This is a genomic window from Candidatus Paceibacterota bacterium (genome assembly GCA_035530615.1).
In the GTDB taxonomy this organism is placed as follows: domain Bacteria; phylum Actinomycetota; class Actinomycetes; order Nanopelagicales; family Nanopelagicaceae; genus QYPT01.
Genome location: DATKUL010000002.1, coordinates 761,469 through 775,961 on the forward strand (window position 1 = coordinate 761,469; position 14,493 = coordinate 775,961).

At 49.2% G+C, this 14,493-nt stretch carries 18 protein-coding genes and 1 riboswitch; of the genes, 2 read left to right on the forward strand and 16 right to left on the reverse strand.

Annotated features, from left to right (window positions below; genetic code table 11):
• Nucleotides 1–36: 36 nt before the first annotated feature.
• From VMW30_06780 to VMW30_06805, 6 genes are all read right to left on the reverse strand, one after another.
• Nucleotides 37–990 (reverse strand): substrate-binding domain-containing protein, encoded by a 954-nt coding sequence (locus tag VMW30_06780; GenBank protein HUW88061.1) that lies wholly within the window; start codon nt 988–990, stop codon nt 37–39.
• Nucleotides 991–1,096: 106 nt separating this feature from the next.
• Nucleotides 1,097–1,492: a D-ribose pyranase gene (gene rbsD / locus VMW30_06785; GenBank protein ID HUW88062.1), complete on the reverse strand. Its 396-nt coding sequence runs from the start codon at nt 1,490–1,492 to the stop codon at nt 1,097–1,099.
• A complete protein-coding gene (locus VMW30_06790; GenBank protein HUW88063.1) occupies nt 1,489–2,367 on the reverse strand; it encodes an N-acyl homoserine lactonase family protein in 879 nt (292 codons plus the stop codon). The genes rbsD and VMW30_06790 overlap by 4 nt, the downstream gene beginning before the upstream one ends.
• The gene (locus tag VMW30_06795) at nt 2,364–2,840 is read right to left on the reverse strand and encodes a hypothetical protein (protein HUW88064.1); all 477 of its coding nucleotides are present in this window, start codon (nt 2,838–2,840) and stop codon (nt 2,364–2,366) included. Before VMW30_06795 ends, VMW30_06790 begins: the two co-directional genes overlap by 4 nt.
• Nucleotides 2,837–3,766: a ribokinase gene (locus tag VMW30_06800; protein HUW88065.1), complete on the reverse strand. Its 930-nt coding sequence runs from the start codon at nt 3,764–3,766 to the stop codon at nt 2,837–2,839. The genes VMW30_06795 and VMW30_06800 overlap by 4 nt, the downstream gene beginning before the upstream one ends.
• Nucleotides 3,763–4,416: an SIS domain-containing protein gene (locus VMW30_06805; GenBank protein ID HUW88066.1), complete on the reverse strand. Its 654-nt coding sequence runs from the start codon at nt 4,414–4,416 to the stop codon at nt 3,763–3,765. The genes VMW30_06800 and VMW30_06805 overlap by 4 nt, the downstream gene beginning before the upstream one ends.
• A gap of 84 nt (nt 4,417–4,500) precedes the next feature.
• Here VMW30_06805 and VMW30_06810 point away from each other — a divergent pair, with 84 nt between their 5' ends.
• Nucleotides 4,501–4,704: a hypothetical protein gene (locus VMW30_06810; GenBank protein HUW88067.1), complete on the forward strand. Its 204-nt coding sequence runs from the start codon at nt 4,501–4,503 to the stop codon at nt 4,702–4,704.
• A gap of 98 nt (nt 4,705–4,802) precedes the next feature.
• Entirely contained in the window at nt 4,803–5,279 is a 477-nt protein-coding gene (locus VMW30_06815) for a very short patch repair endonuclease (protein ID HUW88068.1), read from the forward strand.
• Here VMW30_06815 and VMW30_06820 read toward each other — a convergent pair.
• The 10 genes from VMW30_06820 to VMW30_06865 all read right to left on the reverse strand — a co-directional run bounded on the left by VMW30_06820 (nt 5,276) and on the right by VMW30_06865 (nt 14,473).
• Nucleotides 5,276–5,893 (reverse strand): hypothetical protein, encoded by a 618-nt coding sequence (locus VMW30_06820; protein ID HUW88069.1) that lies wholly within the window; start codon nt 5,891–5,893, stop codon nt 5,276–5,278. The two genes, VMW30_06815 and VMW30_06820, sit on opposite strands and share 4 nt — an antisense overlap.
• Nucleotides 5,894–5,895: 2 nt before the next feature.
• Entirely contained in the window at nt 5,896–6,825 is a 930-nt protein-coding gene (dcm, locus tag VMW30_06825; protein ID HUW88070.1) for a DNA (cytosine-5-)-methyltransferase, read from the reverse strand.
• A 27-nt stretch (nt 6,826–6,852) separates the two neighbouring features.
• Nucleotides 6,853–7,635 (reverse strand): hypothetical protein, encoded by a 783-nt coding sequence (locus tag VMW30_06830; GenBank protein ID HUW88071.1) that lies wholly within the window; start codon nt 7,633–7,635, stop codon nt 6,853–6,855.
• On the reverse strand, nt 7,632–8,420 hold the full coding sequence (locus VMW30_06835; protein HUW88072.1) for a hypothetical protein: 789 nt from the start codon (nt 8,418–8,420) through the stop codon (nt 7,632–7,634). The genes VMW30_06830 and VMW30_06835 overlap by 4 nt, the downstream gene beginning before the upstream one ends.
• The gene (locus VMW30_06840; GenBank protein HUW88073.1) at nt 8,407–10,353 is read right to left on the reverse strand and encodes a hypothetical protein; all 1,947 of its coding nucleotides are present in this window, start codon (nt 10,351–10,353) and stop codon (nt 8,407–8,409) included. Before VMW30_06840 ends, VMW30_06835 begins: the two co-directional genes overlap by 14 nt.
• Nucleotides 10,350–10,577, reverse strand: coding sequence for a hypothetical protein (locus VMW30_06845; protein HUW88074.1), 228 nt, complete (start codon nt 10,575–10,577; stop codon nt 10,350–10,352). Before VMW30_06845 ends, VMW30_06840 begins: the two co-directional genes overlap by 4 nt.
• 421 nt (nt 10,578–10,998) lie before the next feature.
• Nucleotides 10,999–11,190, reverse strand: coding sequence for a hypothetical protein (locus VMW30_06850; GenBank protein ID HUW88075.1), 192 nt, complete (start codon nt 11,188–11,190; stop codon nt 10,999–11,001).
• Nucleotides 11,191–11,356: 166 nt separating this feature from the next.
• Nucleotides 11,357–12,004, reverse strand: a complete 648-nt coding sequence (locus tag VMW30_06855; GenBank protein HUW88076.1) for an Abi family protein — start codon at nt 12,002–12,004, stop codon at nt 11,357–11,359.
• Nucleotides 12,005–12,444: 440 nt separating this feature from the next.
• Nucleotides 12,445–12,561: riboswitch (SAM riboswitch) on the forward strand.
• A gap of 272 nt (nt 12,562–12,833) precedes the next feature.
• On the reverse strand, nt 12,834–14,129 hold the full coding sequence (locus VMW30_06860; GenBank protein HUW88077.1) for a type II toxin-antitoxin system HipA family toxin: 1,296 nt from the start codon (nt 14,127–14,129) through the stop codon (nt 12,834–12,836).
• Complete coding sequence (locus tag VMW30_06865) at nt 14,126–14,473, reverse strand: helix-turn-helix domain-containing protein (protein ID HUW88078.1); 348 nt, start codon at nt 14,471–14,473, stop codon at nt 14,126–14,128. The genes VMW30_06860 and VMW30_06865 overlap by 4 nt, the downstream gene beginning before the upstream one ends.
• Nucleotides 14,474–14,493 lie beyond the last annotated feature (20 nt).

Consider the following 14,493-nt stretch of genomic DNA (forward strand, 5'->3'; position numbering starts at 1 on the left):
CCCTCCCTCTATCTCTTCTTAGTTGTTTCTTAGCGCTTACTTGAGTGCTTCTGGATGCGAAGTTACGAAGGCGCCAACATTTGATGCTGTTACAAGAACGCCAGGTACGTTAATAGTAATTGGCTTCCACTTCTTACCTGCCTTGATTGCCTTGAGGGTAGTTGCAAACATCATGGCACCCTCTTTAACGCCTTCTTCGTAAACAGTTGCAGTCAATGAACCATCTTGGACGGCCTTGATTGCGGTGCTGCTTCCGTTGATGCCGTAGGTCAATACATCAGTGCGACCTTGCTGCTTGAGTGCTGAAATTGCACCCAGGGTTGGGTCTTCCCAGCATCCCCAGATTGCAAGCTTTCCAGAGCCGGCAGGGTGAGCTGCCAGCCAAGCAGTTGCGTATTTTGCACCATCTTGCAAGTAGCCTGGGATTGTCACTTCGTTCTTGGTGACAGTGATTCCAGCCTTACCTGTAAGCATGTTGTCGAAAATGGTTTCACGATCGCGACAGACCTGGCCGGTGCGGTAGGTCAACGCAAGGATGTGCCCTTCTGGGCCCATTGCTCCAAGTAGTGCCTTGGTTGCAGGACCAGCGAATGGAGCACCATTGCCAGTTGTCATAACGACGCCCTTACCTAAGCCACCACCCCAGGTTGCAACCGGGATGTTCTTAGCACGAGCGGCTGCAAGGCCAGCGCCCAATGATGAAGTTGGGAATACGAGATCGAAAATCATTCCGGCTTTTCTGCTGGCGAAGTTTCTGATCGCAGCATTAGCAGTGGCGGCATTACCTTGCGCATCCACTACCTGAACGGTCCAACCAGCGGCCTTGGCGGCTGCGGTTGCGCCCTTGATTACACGAGCGTTATTTGAATCCGTCGCAGTAATCGAAACAATACCGAGCAATTTCTTTGGAGCTGCTGACGCACTGCTTACTCCCGCGAACAGGAGCGCCGCTGCCGTAGCAACTACGATGTACTTTCTTGTTCGTAACATGGATTTCCTTTTCAATCTGTAGAAGTTGCGTGGGATTTGGTAGCGCCTTGGGGGGCGCCTTTTACGAGAGTCATCTCCATATTGAGATCTCTATACGAAGCAGTCCTCAATAAGCGACTCCTGAAGCAAGCAGCACGTTCCCGTATGCATGGAAATCACCGGTACGTACAATCCCCCGAGCCTCAAGTGCGAGTTTTTTGAACTCGAGATGAGGGACTGGGAAACTTTTGGCGCGCGGGAAGATCTTTTGGATCTCGGCCGAACGGCTATCTGGACTAGGCAAAACTTCATTGGCAAAGTAGAACTGCTCCACTTCAAGTTCAAGTGCCAGCATGTTGAGAACCTCTAGAACGGTGGGCATATTGGCCCCCATTGTCAGATCAATGCACGGCACACCTTTGGGAATTGGAAAACCAGCATCAGTGACCACCAGTCGGTCGTAATGTCCCATCGCCGCCACCAGGGCTGCGATGTCGCGATTGAGAATCCCGGTCTTTTTCATGCGTTTTCCTTTTCGTCTAGAGGCCGGCGGCTAGCAGTGCCCGCGGCAAGGTGAAGTTCAGCGATGGATAAATCTGATGCGGATTTCCACGATGGATGCCGCTCAAAAGTCTCGTTCTCATGCACGATGACAAGTCGGTCAGTGCTTCCTGTAATGGAGATCATCTCGTCAATAGTGACCAGGTTGTTCCACGCGCCGCCGCCGCCAAATCCGACGGCAATGTACTCACCGCTCTTATTTATTCCTTCGGCGTTCTGGTAGCTATAAAGATTGTCGCCCGCCAAAACCCAGTTCTCCTTGGGCGTTGAAACGACGACGTATTGAGAGCCATCTGAATGCGTATCAAATGCGGGTCGTAAATCGAGCCCGGGCAGCAGATCCTCTACAACGCCCTCAACGAGTGTGAGCTGACCTTTCTCTTTTAGTTCCAGCAAGTACATGACATCGGCAGGATCCAGCGCCCCCGTGAGTTGGCCAAATTTCGGGCCCTTGGCCATCGCCCACTGCCAGTGCTCAATCTCCCTGCGCTGCAAGTAGACGTGCGCATTAGGAAACTTGGAAAGATTGCCTACATGGTCATAGTGTGCGTGCGTCAAAATGACAGTATCGATTTCCTCTGGCTTCACACCGACGCTTGCCAGCACAACGTCAGCATCGCGCCAATTCACCACGTCATAGCGTGCTCCTAAGTCGCCGCCGTATGTCGCCTCGTCGTAGCCAACATCAACCAGAACTTTGTGGCCGTGGCCCTCTAAATAAACATATGAGTAGGGGAATTGCCTCACACCTTCATTCCAGTGACCAAAGAGAATGCACCCGACCGGTTGCGTCATGCAGCGGGCGTACTCCAACATCCAAATCGACCAATCGCTCATGACGCTCCCCTTAAGAATCGTGGTCGGCCTTCAGGAGCGAATTCGTAGAACCACATCAGTGCACAGGAATTACGGAAAGCACGATAGGCAAGGCGCAACGCCTTCGCAGACTCACCATCAATTCCAAAATTTGCTATCGCATTGGCTTGATCGCCTAAAAACTTTATATCTCGAACAATTTGACCGATAAGGCCGTCCTTCGCTGCGCTCTCGTATCGAGTCGCGATCTGCTCTGCTGCTTCATTACAAATGGCGGCCAATTCGTAAGCCAGCGCGACCACGCCCTTTGGCGAATCGCCCTGCAATCCTGCGGCACCGATGCGAATCACCAGTCGCTTAGTGCGCTTCATCGTTGGCAGAAGATCGTGGGCCAGTTGATTCAACTCAGCGTTCAATCCCGGCACGAGATTCCACACCTCTTCGTGACTGTGCTCTGCCACCATTAACTGATCAACTCCGCCGTTGTTTTTCATTCTGCGACCTTCTCTAACGAAAGCTCGCGCATAAAACTTTCCACTTCAGCGGCAGCAGGAGCAGCCAGTGCGGCTCCGCGTCGAGTGACAGAAAGACTGGCCGCATGCACTGCCTGACGAGCGGCGTCGAAAAGATTCTCACCATAAGAAAGTCGTGCACTCAAATAACCGCAGAGCGTGTCACCAGCACCAACCGTGTCCACAGAATCCACAGTAGGTGCCAAGATCATTTCCGATGAAGTGCCATCGCTCACAAATGCGCCCTTAGCGCCAAGAGTGATAACAATCTCTTTGCAACCAAGCATTTTTCGAAGCGAATTCGCCTGCTCTTCAAGAGTAAAGGTCTCGCTGGTGAGTGATGCGGCCTCCACTTGATTCGGGACCAAAACATCAATGAATCCAACATACGCATCCAACGCAGCCACCGGCGCTGGAGTAAGCACTACTCGCACTCCTGCCTCTTTCGCAATGCGTGCTGCTGCGACCGCACCGGATGCGGGAAGTTCCAACTGCAATAACAAGACATCTGACGAGCGAATCAAACCTGCATGCCGATTGACGAAACTCTCATCGGCCAAATCATTAGCGCGCGGAATAATGATGATCGAGTTATCGCCATTAGCACTCACAACTGGAAGTCCGACCCCAGTGCCAATCTCGGCGTCGCGCTCTACGCCAGTGGAGTCAATTCCCTCATTCTTAAGTACCTCAAGAAAGGTGTCACCAAAAGAATCGGCGCCTACGCGACCGAGCATGAAACTCTGCGCCCCCGCGCGGGATGCAGCCACCGCCTGGTTGAACCCTTTGCCACCTACTGCAATTGCAAAATCATTTCCGCGAATCGTCTCTCCTGAGGCAGGGCGGCGCGATGTGTACGCCACCAGGTCCATCATGAAGCTACCGAGCACACAGACGCGTCCGCTCACATTTTCTCCGACGATGTCTCAGGGGACGAAAGTTGCTTGCCCAAAGCCCCCGATGGGTGCCTGCGTGCAAAATCCTCCGGCGTAAAATTCCGCGCCGCCATCAGCGCACTAGCCAGCGCATCACCCAATGCCAATGTCACGGTCGTCGATGAAGTCGGCGCCAAATTCAAAGGATCGGCCTCACGCGAAATGGAAATATCCAGCACTACATCAGCGATCCTTGCCAACGGAGAATCCAGTTGCCCTGTCATTGCCAGAACATGGACCCCTGAGTTCTTTGCCATCTGGGCAATCGCACAAACTTCACCAGTCGCACCAGAGTTTGAGATAGCAATAAGGACATCGCCTTCGACAAGCACCCCTGAATCCCCGTGAAGGGAATCTGCAGCGTGCAGGAAGAAGGAGGGTGTCCCAGTACTCGAAAATGTGGCCGCGATCTTGGCACCGACGAGTCCAGATTTTCCTAAACCGGTGACTACGACACGACCTTGGCAAAGGAGAAGAGGCGCCAAAGATCGCTCGACCTGAACATCCAACCGAGACAGAAGTCCCTTCAACTCTGATATCTCAGACTGCACAGCAGAACGAGCCGCGGCCGCGGCCCGCTCGGCTTGCGCCTGATCTACGCGAGAGTCCAACGATTTCACCATATTAGGCTCCTGTAATCGATTACATATTCGATTTCTGAACCATAAAGGCAGTCATATCCCCTGTCAACACCAGAAGGTAACGATTTGGCAACATTAATTCAGATGAGGGACAGCCCGGTCAATAAGCCCCGAATGGTCCCTCTTCCCGAATCTATCGTCGGCCGGAACGTGCTCTACATACCCAAGGTCATCGGTGACTCCATGATCGATGGCGGAGCCACGGTCATGACTTTCTCAAAGAAGGATGGGCACATCTGGCTGCTACCAGCCAATGATTCCTATGCCTAAATCACCGGTGACGCTTGTGAGATGTTGGGCAAGGTCACTGCGGTTCCGCGGAGTGCCCAATAGAAGTTGGTCGAATCTAGGGTAGTTAAACTCCATTTGTGTCAAAAAGGATTTCGCACATCGAACAGGAACTGTCGTGGGCATCCAGCCCAGCGGTGCGCAAGTCGATGCTAGGTAATAAGAGTAGGGACACTAAACCCGAACTCGTCGTCCGTCGACATTTGCACGCGGCCGGCCTGCGTTATCGCGTCCACGCAAGGCCCATCAAAACCTGGAATAGAAGAGCCGACATCGTCTTCTCTCGCGCTAAGACAGCAATATTTATTAACGGTTGCTATTGGCACGGCTACCCTAAGCACTACGTGGAACCCAAAACAAATACGGATTACTGGTCACATAAAATCGAAAGGAACAAGGAGCGGGACGCCGAAACATTTAGGCGGCTAAGGAATGAAAAGTGGTTGGTAATTCCCGTCTGGGAGCACGAAAACTTAGTTGCGAGAGCCGAAAAAATAGCGATTAGAGTCCGTAAACGCATTAATCACTTGGACCAAAATGGCTCATCCAAATTCTAATTTATCTCCTTGCCGCCGACCAATGCAGTAAAGGTCGGGGCAGATATAAGGGTAAGGGCTTTCAATTCTGCGATTAAATCGTCAAAGCCGGGTTCGTTAGCGATAACGACTCTTTCGAGATTGGTAACGTCTCCTTTCTCGATTTTCTTTTGGACACCGTCTGCTTCATGCGAATGCAAGGTTACGAGGAAAGAACGTGAGCGCCTGTAGACGGCTCGTAGTGCAAATGATTCTAGGTCCGCTTGTTTATAACGTTCCCGCAAACTGGTTTTTGCCGAAATGACAATCGGACCAAATTCCTCGGAATATAGGAGAAGATCGAATTTGGCATTGGGCACAAATTGAACCTCAGCGCCCATGTAGAAAGGAACAATTCCTTCCTTGATCAATACGCAGGCTAGGACCAGTTCAAAAAATTGACCGTTCAGACTTGACGAGTAGTGGGACTCTTCAACTTTCTTCCAAGTCATGTCCATGTATTTTGAGGCACTCTCATAATTGATGTCTGCAAGGGAAGGCTGGATCTCTAGAAGCGCTTTGCCGGCTTCCGATGAGTGATTCCGTTTGAGAACTCCATGCTCGACTAGGTAATCAGCAATAGGCGATTCAGTCACTTTTACCTTCCAAAGCTATCGAGATGCTCGATCATAGACTTGGCAACGGCTTCCACAACAGGTACTGCCACGGAATTACCGAACTGACGATACATCTGGGTCCTCGAAACCGGCACCTTGAAGGATTTGGGAAATCCCATAATCGCCTTACATTCGGCTTCTGAAAGAAGTCGAAGCCCTGTCGGACCGTCCTGGACGAAGGTGCCCGTAAGTCTCTGTATCTTGTGATAAGTCGCAACGAGAGTTTTGACCTGGATCTCACTTTCGGTGGTTACTATTTCGGGTCGGCCATCATCGACTTTATTCATGTAAACCTTCTGCAAATGCTTTGAGATTGACAAATCATCACGACCCGTCTCAATAAACTTCCCAATCCCAACTTTTCCTTTTCTCGGACTTGGATATAGAAATTCCGCCGACTTCACTTTCTTACGATTAAAACCCACGATATAAATGCGTGCTCGTTTTTGTGGTACGCGAAAATTAGCAGCGTCCAAAATACGATATTCCACCCTGTAACCGAGATCGTTCAATGTCTCCAAAATGATCTTCAAGGTGCGGCCATGATCGTGGGTGACTAAGCCGGACACATTTTCGAGAAGAAATGCCTTCGGTTTGTGATGTGCAATTATACGAGCAATATCGTGAAAAAGAGTCCCCTGAGTTTCGTGTTCAAAACCCTGTCGCTTTCCAATTGAACTAAATGGCTGACAAGGAAAGCCGCCCACCAAGATATCAAAGCGTGGGATATCAGCTTCATCAATTTGTGTGATATCCCCAGCAGGAAATTCCCCAAAATTCGCAAAATAAGTTTTCTGGGCGAATTGATCCCACTCGCTGGAGAAAACGCACTCGGCCCCATTACGTTCGAAAGCTAAACGCATTCCACCAATTCCTGCAAAGAGGTCTATGAAGCGGTGTTTATGACTCATCAACGGACCTCTCCAAATGCATCACGATTAGCGTAAATGGCGATTTTCTTTCCTGACCTTCGAGACTAGATAATTGAAGTTCTTCGGCAATAAATCCAAGAGATCCCGAACCGACATGCTCTCATAGTCTACCGTCAGATCGAGTTGCTTAAAGTATTTACTCAATTGTTGCGCTTCGCCCGGTTTATCGGTTAAACCATCTCGAATTTTTTTAGTTTTCGGATCAACGTAGAGCAACGTCGCCAAATGTGTCAGCGAGCCATAAGACAATTCTCTTTTACCTGAGATTCGTTCGGCAACCTCCCCGAAAATCAGAACTGGCGGCACTCCCTTAATTGGTGAATTGGATTCCGCGAGTTGACAGAGGGCATGGTCTGTGTCTGGCCAGTTGTTTCTGAAAACAAAAAATGGTCCTGAGACCAAATGGCGGTGGTAAGAACGCGAACTTTCGGTAAGGACCCACCTTTCAATTTCCTCGTCCCTCTTCTTTTGAACATAATTCATATCCGAACCAACCAGCGTTTGGAATAGAGCGGCCGAGAGCCAGTTCCATACAAGGCGATTTCCTGCTTCTCTTTCAAGAGGCTTTTCGAAACCAAAAAGCTCCCACAATGTCTTGGCCAAATCCAAGCGAGTCCTGACTGGGTGCCAAATCAGACTCATCCCGAGATCCTCGGACAAACTTGGATCTGCTACAAGTGTCTCCAATTTCTCGAACAGATCTAGGGGTCTCGTACGAAGCAATTCCACGTATTTCTTGGAGCCTTCTTCGCCAAACTTCCTCATTTCCAACGCACCATTCACGATCATTCGTCACCGCTTTCGATTGCTGCCAGAAAACTGAAATACTCTTGATCGAATACGAATGCTTCTGACACCTCATTGGATCTGTTTGTGATGTCCAGTCGCTCGACGCTCGTCATTTCGGCAAACTCCGACAAGCCGTCGAAATAGGACCGTGGACACCCCAATTCTTCAAAAATTGCCTTCCAGCCCTCCGCATGGATGGAATCCATCTCATCGTCACCGGATACTAGCCAAAGGAAGATTTGTCTCACTACATCGGGGAGAACAAGCGCATCAAACTCGGGGGTAAAAAGCGTCAATTTGTTATACAACCCATTCCGATCAGAGATATGAAGCGTCGGAATTCCTTCATCGATCTGAAGCCTCCAAGGTACGCTTAATTGCGAATCCTTTGTAGTCTTGAGCAAAGACCGACGAGAACTGACAGCCTTCGGAAGCTCCGGCTGGAAATTCTCCAGTATTGCTATAATTACCGGAACACCATTCGAATCTCGACTCACTACCTTCATGGTGACAGTTATCTCTTGCGGCGTACTTATTTCAGCCAGGTCAACTTTTAATGTCCCACTTGAGACTTCGACTCTAGCAACTTTCTCGCGATGAGTTTGACCAATAACTTTCAGAACAAAAACAAGATCATAAATACTAGGGAGAGAATATTCGGTGAGTCTCCAATCAAAACAGATCTCGTACTTATCTGTGGCGCCAACTTTTGGAAGCACCTGGGCTCTGAGAACATCATGAGCAAGAGCAATTCGATTTGTATAATTAAATTTAGTTGACATCATTTACCGCCACAACCAAGTCACGATACCTGTCAAAATCTTCAAATTGTGCAAGAAAATCTGGTTTCTGGACCTCTAAAGTCAGATAATTCATCGCGCTGCCCACAATTCCTAAACCTTTAGATTCTCTCTTACTTAAGTGCTCTATAAGCTGAAAATCATCAGAAGATTTTGCTAAAGGATTGCCCGATGACATCGCGTATCCCGCTCGCACTTCAAATTTGTCGCCCACTTTTAATGTTGTAGTTGCTGAACACCTTATTTGAAAGCCCCCCCTGATTTGAACTAGCGAATAATTCGGATTGACCAAAACCGGCTTTGCTCGCTTCTTCTTCCGACGCTTTCTAACGGGCTTCGGTTTGTTCGCCTCTGAATCATCCGACGATTCTTTTGGCCTCGGCCCTTCAGCTGAAGAGATCGGGAATATGTTCGCATACCTCAAATCTTCAACTTCATTTTCTTGTAGTTGAACAATATTGAGAATACGCATTACGGACTGTCGGACGTACTTGATTGTCTCCTCACCAGCAACGGGGGGCAAATACTTCCCATGAAACTTCTCTTCCTCCCATGACCATTTTTCATGCGAAGGGCCCTCGGCGTCGCCCAGGAAATCCGCCAAATGTCCGCTGTCGACTATGACCAAGGCTAAATAGCCTGCAATTTTCGAAGAGTTGGCGGACGGAATAAGAATCCCCTCCCTTGAAAAAGTTGCCGGGGTGTTTGTATTCTCCCGCCTCTTTACTAGGACCGTAAAGGAATCTTCTCGAACCGGTATCCCTTTATTGGTTTCAGGAACAAAAGTGTGAACTCGAAACTCAACAATTTCTTCGTCGTCCAGTGAATTTCTGATGGACTCTCTCTCCAAAACCGGAATGTCGAGCCCATCCCAATGATTTCGCCGACTCGCTTTATCACCGAATTCAACTATCTTGGTTCTCCTCTCCTTGCGAGCAATATAGAGTCTGCACAGCTCAAGAAGCTCTTCCTTCGATTTTGAATTCTTGGTTAGGAGCGAAATATCAAGACTCTCTAGATTAGACATAATTGTTTCGGAATTGAGGGTGACCGAGAAACCAGACTCATCTCTAACTTCAATTTCGACTATTCCATCTAAGATAGCTACAAAATAATCCTGGGTAATACACTGCGCCAGCTGTCTGGCTGAAAATCTAGGGTCGCAATAAGGAATCACAATGCTCGTGCCATGCTCGTTTGGTCTCCTCCTAAGCTTCCAGTCAGAAATGAATTCCTGAACTTCGGATTCATCGGAGCTAGGCACGTGGTATCCCCTATCGTCCTTGATCATCCAATGACTCTCAGGCACCCACTTGTGGCCATCCAATTCATGGGTTTTCAAAATGCTTGTACCGAACAATAGATTTCTCGGTTCGTCGGTCAGGCCGGACGTGTCGCGCGAAGAGAGCACAAGGAATGACTTGATACGGGAACTTTTTGGAAAAACAATTTTCCCAACTCCGTTCTTGCCTCGAGTTCCTTCTTTTTTGTTGGATTTCCCTGTGGCCCACGTGAAGTAGAAGTAGCTTCCGATTCGCGGATCATCGCTCGGCAGGTCATTTATAGTGGTACCCAAGAGTCCAGTCGTCTTGAAGTCCTCTATTAGAATGTATTGACAACTCTCATCGATAGTTGGGGCGCTATCCAAACATTTGGTTATGCGGGGAAACTGCTTTTCAAAGTACTTACGCCCGATAGAACTCGACGCTTGCCCCACAAGGAAATGCATCTTGACTTTGTTTGTTGAGTCCTTGGCATCAATCGCGTTCTGGATCGACTCCCGAATCAGTATCGATTGACCAGTCAAAACATCCGTATTAGTGAAGAAGTTTGCATGCTGGCTTTCGTTCTCAACAATGTTCTTCTCCTTAATGGTGGCGAGCCACGCTATGTTCGATCTGGATTCTGCTGTAGTCATTGTTTTAACTTAAATCCTCTCGCTGACACTTTGCTCTTGGGTTTGAATTGCGTCTTTAATCCATTGATCTCGGCCTGAAGAGTCATGAGAATCCTTCGCACATCTTCTTCCGTGTATTCATAATTACTGCGATTTGAGAGATTGCCGATAATCCGTATCGAATCGATAGCCCGAGTAACTCGAGATTCGGCGAGACGGACAAAATTGTCCCTTTTCGTGCTCATTCGGTGACCTCCTCATCCAAATATGCGCCAAATAGTAACCATATTTGGATGAATATGTCAACATATCTGGGGAAAATAGGCCGATATGCTGCGCCTCCTTGACCCAGACCTACTTGAAGGCTTTCCCGACAACTTCAATCCGTCATACGTCTGTGACGGAGTTTTCGGTGTGGGATATGGATCTGACGTGAAAGCCTCTGATGTCGGTCCCCCGAGTTGCATTCGACTTTCAAGCAGCAACTTCTAAGGAGAGGCAAATGGGGACAACTTACAAGCATCGATATCGAATAATTGAGGGGGCATGAGTTTTATGCAAGTACTCGTGGCATAACAGGGCCGTTCGTGAATGAAGCCTCATCTGAATTCCCTCTCCATGGCAGTTACTAATCCAACTGCACCAAAACGCTTAAGGAAATCGTCTCTATCCTTCTGGGTTAAAGCCATGGTGAATCTCCCTTGGTTGCTTAGGGATTCGGTTCTGATTCGAATCCGCATTCCGTAAATCCTCAATTGCGAGGTTTACAGCCTGTCTTCCATCGGTTCCACCGGTGCGGTTGCCCGGTTGGCGTGGAGCAAGCCGAAGGGCTTTGCGCTCCAAAACCTTCTTCTGCAAGGCGCGAGCCTTGGACAGTTTGTGTCACACCTTTTGTGCGACAAAGAGAAGATAACACCTGGGAGTGACAGAGCTCTACTGCAGTCATTGGAGTGTCGGTGGCCTCTGCTACCTTTTCAATTGCTCAAGAAGTGAGTCACAAGCCCTCTGGCTGACGCCAAATTCGTTATGGTCTTTCTGCCAGTAATTGCAGGACGCGGGAATTATCGGCAGTCCATTGTGCGATAGCTGGCGAAATGGCGTACAGGACTTCTATGCAGATTTGGAAGTCGCGAGCAATATCACGGCGGTGGATAGGCTCATGGTGGGCGATGCGGTTGCGCAAGATATTGAGGTGGTGCACTCGAGTAAAGATGTATTCGGGTTGTCCGGTTGGCGCATTGGGGAAACTGAAGCGAAGCGCGTTCCGCCAGAGTGTGTCTTTGTAACGCTTAGTGAGAAGTGAGCGCCAAAACCCCAATGTCAACTCAGCCACAATATTTGGATGCAGCATTGGCTTCGCGTGCTTGGTTACGTAAAATTCTGCCTTAATAATTTCAAACTTACGCTCAGGGGAAATATCTAAAAACACCTCATGAAACCAACTACCTGCATTACCGAGAGTAACGTTTAGAGTTTGTAGCTCAACATCCATGGCACTACGCATAAAGATTTCTGTATCTGCAATAATTTCCCATAGTGCAGACGAAAGGCACTTATTCCATAGGTACAACTTCACGGCGCGAGAAGAATCATGATTGGAGTCGCGGAGAAAGGTCCGAAAATGATCGGCACCGATCTGAGTTATCAACTCATCAAGATTTGTTGTTGACAAGTCTCCTCCATAGCGTAGAATATGTACCCAATACCCCGGTGGGCCCCTGACGAAAGTCATGCTGCCGGGGTTTTATTTTTATATCCTTTATGCGCGCGCCCCGGTAGGCCCCTGATCCAAGTTATGCTGCCGGGGCTTTGTAATTCCCTAACGGATTATGGGCTCGCAAGTAGAAAATGCGATTGATAAAAGATAACGCCGTGCAAAGGGCAACATCTGTGTATTGAATCTAAATCATGAAGTCGATATCTTCTTAAGGAACTCTTTGCCCCGCCATGTTTGAACGTTTCCTTGTTGGCGCAGATGATTAACAAGTCACGGGCGCGGGGAATAGCGGTGTAGAGCATCTCCTTCTTCTGATCTTCAATTTTCCAACCTTGGAGTGACAGGCCTCTACTACAGTCCTTGGAATGTCAGTGGCGCCTGCTATCTTTTCAATTGCTCAAGAAGTGAGTCATAAGCCCTCTGGCTGACTCGCTGCCAACCGCGTCCTTCGCACACGGTGGTTCCAGAGGAAGAGCTGCTCGGAGGCAAAAGGCATCCGAGAAGAGCGAGAGGTATCTGCAATGGGAAGACTTATTCCGACCGGTATTTCAAAAAACGGACACAAATTTGAACTTGACTATTCGGTGGTAACTGGCGTCACCCGGTGTTTCGCTACGTGCGCCTGCGGCTTTGCAGAGGAACTCCACAGTTTTCGAAATCCAGGAGGAACAAAAGAAGTTCAACTCATCTGGGAAAAACACACCAATGCAACGAAGTAACGCTCCCTTCAATGAATTGAGCGGAGCGTTACTGGTGATGTGAGTAATTACAAATTTGAATCGAGCTAGGAGGTTGATCCGGTAGCTTCAAGCGATTTTTTGCAAGAGGTAACTCGTCCGGCAACACCATCAACCAGCCGCCCAGGCAAAGCGCTCTTGAGGCTTAGAACTGAGTCGGTGCTAGTGGCCATTGCAAAAGCATCGGGTGCTTTTTCGACTATCTCCCTAGCGCGAGCGCGGACAGTCTCCTCAGACATTCCTAAGTCAGAGGCGAGAATCTTCCAGGCAGATGGTCTTATCTCAACTCCGTAGCCACCCCCGAATTTCATCGCGAGTTTTATCTCCCTTCTCTTATAGTCATACGGCAGCGTGGATGAGATGTCGTAGAGCGGAGCCAGAGCGACGTCATTACTTCCGATCAACATCGAGTAGTTCTTTCCGTGCGCATCTGTTGCACACAAGAGCCAATTCCAGACCAGAGCGTCTAAAAACTTCCCTATTGAGTCAGCACTTCTTGTTGCAGGTATAACAATTCGCATCAAGTTGGCGATGGCTTTGGGCGACGGCCCGCCACTCTCCTGATATTTCTTCAATGGATGCAATCCAAGGGCTTGGCACATATCTTCTTGGTGCAGGCGGATCTGCTGCCCGTTTATTTCTGTCCTGTCGTAGCGCCGCACAAAAAGTGCGGTTTGATCTTCGAACCCGTGTATTTCTGTCGCAACGGCGTCGATGCCAGCGTTCCTTGCGGCACTGAGGCAAAGGTGTTCGTTTAGGTCGTGGGAGTCCAATCCCTTGATCGCTGGTTTGACTATGTGGGTCGTCGCAGTTGAACCGTTTGGGCGCCCCCATCTTTGCCCATCCCAGAGCAACGCTGTTTTTGACTGTGCTCCCGCAAGACTGAACCTGCCGGGGGGATTCGTCCCAAGCCAGTCAGTGGCATCCGCCTTTAGATTACGAATCAAGGTGGCCATCTCGGTATCACTCAACCAATCACTCTGATTTGGTCTAGCAATAAAGTCATCAATCCGTTCGGGTCTCACAAAGGAGAATGCCCCCGGACAATCTTCTCCGACGGGGGATCCAAGCAGTCCAAATGGCTTCCGTTCCCTCACCCCAAAATCTATGCGCCACTTTTCCAGCACATTCGGATCATCCGGCAGTAGGCCCCAAAGCCAGTTTTCCAGAGCAGCACCTTTGTACGATGAGCTCTCGAGCGGCATCATCGTAGATAGTGGTACTGCATGGATATCGGCGCGGTAGGCGTCATCGAATCGGATTTCGAGTTCTCCGCCCGAGTGCAGAATCAACTCCCCAACTACGTGATTTTGGTAGATGACGTGAAGGCTGCCAGTCGTCATTTTTGCTTGCCTAAGATCTCATTCAGATCAATCTGCAGTAGCTTCCGCTGGCCTACCGAATGCTTTGTATCCACGTACTTACCTGTACTCACATCCGTCGGAGGGGTTCTATCGACGATTACCAGGTCGAGTCCTAATGTATCGATCAACCGCAATACGAGTTCTAACTCTGCCCGAGAACTCCCTTTCTCGAATGTTGAAATCCATTTCCTTGAAACGCCAGCCTGATTTGCGAGTTCGGTTTGAGTAAGTCCCAACTCGTGTCTCCTCGCGAGCACCCTAGATCGAATGCTGTTTATCGACCGAATTGTCTTCACTGATCCAAGACCGCTATTCGAACTCATCGGATACCCTCCTTTGTAAC

Excerpts from the sequence above, each read along its gene's own strand:
- VMW30_06795 (HUW88064.1), bottom strand. The coding sequence starts at position 2,840 with ATGAAAAACAACGGCGGAGTTGATCAGTTAATGGTGGCAGAGCACAGT.
- VMW30_06780 (HUW88061.1), bottom strand. The coding sequence starts at position 990 with ATGTTACGAACAAGAAAGTACATCGTAGTTGCTACGGCAGCGGCGCTC.
- VMW30_06805 (HUW88066.1), bottom strand. The coding sequence starts at position 4,416 with ATGGTGAAATCGTTGGACTCTCGCGTAGATCAGGCGCAAGCCGAGCGG.
- rbsD (HUW88062.1), bottom strand. The coding sequence starts at position 1,492 with ATGAAAAAGACCGGGATTCTCAATCGCGACATCGCAGCCCTGGTGGCG.
- VMW30_06860 (HUW88077.1), bottom strand. The coding sequence starts at position 14,129 with ATGACGACTGGCAGCCTTCACGTCATCTACCAAAATCACGTAGTTGGG.
- VMW30_06790 (HUW88063.1), bottom strand. The coding sequence starts at position 2,367 with ATGAGCGATTGGTCGATTTGGATGTTGGAGTACGCCCGCTGCATGACG.
- VMW30_06865 (HUW88078.1), bottom strand. The coding sequence starts at position 14,473 with ATGAGTTCGAATAGCGGTCTTGGATCAGTGAAGACAATTCGGTCGATA.
- dcm (HUW88070.1), bottom strand. The coding sequence starts at position 6,825 with ATGAGTCATAAACACCGCTTCATAGACCTCTTTGCAGGAATTGGTGGA.
- VMW30_06840 (HUW88073.1), bottom strand. The coding sequence starts at position 10,353 with ATGACTACAGCAGAATCCAGATCGAACATAGCGTGGCTCGCCACCATT.
- VMW30_06845 (HUW88074.1), bottom strand. The coding sequence starts at position 10,577 with ATGAGCACGAAAAGGGACAATTTTGTCCGTCTCGCCGAATCTCGAGTT.
- VMW30_06835 (HUW88072.1), bottom strand. The coding sequence starts at position 8,420 with ATGATGTCAACTAAATTTAATTATACAAATCGAATTGCTCTTGCTCAT.
- VMW30_06830 (HUW88071.1), bottom strand. The coding sequence starts at position 7,635 with ATGATCGTGAATGGTGCGTTGGAAATGAGGAAGTTTGGCGAAGAAGGC.